Below are 2618 nucleotides of genomic sequence, written 5' to 3'. Positions count from 1 at the left end.
GAACAGGGAACAGGGAACAGGGAACAGGGAACAGGGAACAGGGAACAGGGAAGAAAACGTTTAGCTATCTAGGAGGGAAGGAAGAAGGAAGAAGACTTTTGTAGTCAAATTCTCAGGAAAATATTTAGCATAAATACTCAATTATCACCACTACTATTTTCTCCTAAATTCTAAATTATGAATCCTCTCATATCAATCTCCTTGAGGATATTCTTCCCACAAATTAGTTGTCTGACGGAGACTGGAATGTTCTCCATTACCCATAATAATATGGTCGAGTAGGGGAATAGCTAAAAATTGTGCTCCTGCTAAGAGTTGCCTGGTTAAGTTGATATCTTCAGGACTTGGTTCCACATTTCCAGAAGGATGATTGTGAGAAATAATAACTCTGGTTGCACCTTGGCGAATTACTTCTCGAAAAATTTCACGGGGATGAGCTAATGTTTCTGTTGCGGTGCCGATGGTAATTACCTGAGTTCCGAGTAAGCGGTTATTTACATCTAAGAGTAAAACGGCAAATTTTTCTTGGGTTTGCCACATTAAATCTTGACTTAAAGCATCTGCGGCAGCTTGGGGACTTTCAATCAGAGCTAATTCTGGAGGGCGAGATTGAAATACTCTTTTTCCTAATTCAATAGCAGCCAAAATAGTTGTTGCTTTTGCTGTACCAATACCATGAATTTGAGTTAATTCTTGAACCGTAATATTACGGAGAACTGAGAGAGGGTCACGCTGATGTTGACTTAATTGATTTAATATGTATTGTCCGAGACCTACAGCAGAAAGTTTCCCTTTTCCTTGACCTGTACCTAAGAGAATAGCAATTAATTCTGCAGTGGAAAGACTTTTCGCACCAGAGGCAATTAATCTTTCTCGTGGTCGTTCATTGCTAGGTAAGTCTGCAATTCTGAGACTGTAGGTCATTTCAGTTATCAGTTATCAGTTATCAGTTATCAGTTATTAGTTAGCCTTTTGACAGAGGAGCGACCCTTATAAAGAGGAGCTACGCTATCAGTATATCCTGCAATAGGGAGGTTTTAAAGATACAGATTTTTCTTTTTTATCCTCTTCAAAGGGAAGTCTTAAGACCTGATTTTTTTGTGAAAAAATTAAGGTCGATAATTTCTAAACATAATATAAGTTATATCATGCTCGGTTAAATACTTACACCGCTTTTCATTTGAGCAGACCACAAAATTATTTTGGCTAGGGAGTAGGGAGTAGGTGGTAGAAAAATGCTTTTGGGTTGCCCATATTAACTGTAGTCTATCCATGTGAAAAGCGCTATAATGAATAACTTAGCTAGGAGTCAGAATTTCCTAGGTCATGCTCTGCAAACAGGAGGGAAGAAAGGAGAAAAGTCAAGATAAATTCAGTATTTATTCGGTTGTAAGTGTGTTTTAAGACATCATACTTTTGTGCTAGAAATGTCAATCTAAAAATATTTTTTTTACCTATTTAAGCTGACCGTATTTTATTGAGTAAGGGAGTGGGGGAGAATTCATTAATGGATAATGGATAATTGATAGTTATTACTAATACAACCAACTCTGATATTCTGAATTAGCATCTTTCATTTCTTCGTATAACCAAACCATGCGATCGAGAAACCACATTTTCCCTAAAAGTACTAGAATAACTCCTAATAAAGTCGGCCAGATATTCAACTGAATTAATCCCCAAATACAAAATGGTAAACCTACAAAAGAAATGAGATTAAGAATATTAATTACGGGTTGATGATGTTGGGGAATTTCTATTTTTTGACGGTTTAACCAAACTCTTTCTCCGAAGACTGCTTTTGAGAACCAATTATTTGTTGAAGTTGGTTTTGGGAAAATTCGGGGATTTATCCAAGTCCATATAATGGCAATAATAATGGGAATTAGACACCACCAATTAATCCAAATTCGACTCCAAGTAGAAACAATAATTAAAGGTAATATGGGGAACCGAGTTAAGACACTCCAGGGATTAGCATGACGTGCCCAAACTTCGTCTTTCATTTGAAATAAGTTAGCGATTTTTTGTTCAGTTGTCATAATATTTTTTTTGTGTTGAAGGAAGTTATAAGTTTAAATTTTAACAGCTAATATTAAAGCTGGCAGTATCGTTATCAAAAGTGGTTTTGGTAAGTAATTGATGATTTTGGCAGTTTCTTTTCTGACAATTTAAAAAATAAATTAAGCAATATTTTGAGATGACATCTCAAAAGTTTTGCTACATATTTTTGGTTGGAAGGTAGGGATGTTGTATGCAAGGTTTGTACAAAGTGCTGAATCTTGAAGGCGACTGCTATACCTAGCTCCCCTTTCTGTTGCGGATATCGCAATAGCTATTTCATTTTGTGAAGCGCATAACTTGAGAGTGTGTGATGAGGAAAATATCTACCTCCCTTCTTTGTTGCGGATGTCGCAATAGCTATTTCATTTTGTGAAGCGCATAACTTGAGAGTGTGTGATGAGGAAAATATCTACCTCCTCTCTCTATTGCGACATCCGCAATAGTCATTTCATTTTGTGAAGCGCATAACTTGAGAGTGTGTGATGGGGAAAATATCTACCTCCCTTCTTTGTTGCGGATGTCGCAATAGCTATTTCATTTTGTGAAGCGCATAA

The 2618-nt window shown here is 36.6% G+C and carries 2 protein-coding genes; both read right to left on the bottom strand.

Going from position 1 to position 2618, the window contains the following annotated elements:
- Window positions 1-192: 192 nt before the first annotated feature.
- A complete protein-coding gene (radC, locus tag AC3DU7_RS30755; protein ID WP_488043033.1) occupies window positions 193-924 on the bottom strand; it encodes a RadC family protein in 732 nt (243 codons plus the stop codon).
- 611 nt (window positions 925-1535) lie between these two features.
- Entirely contained in the window at window positions 1536-2042 is a 507-nt protein-coding gene (locus AC3DU7_RS30750) for a DUF6653 family protein (protein WP_488043032.1), read from the bottom strand.
- Window positions 2043-2618 lie beyond the last annotated feature (576 nt).

The sequence above is a fragment of the Okeania sp. genome, from assembly GCF_983059655.1.
The sequence above is the reverse complement of the archived record's forward strand: the minus strand, read 5'-3'. Positions and strand labels throughout refer to the sequence as shown.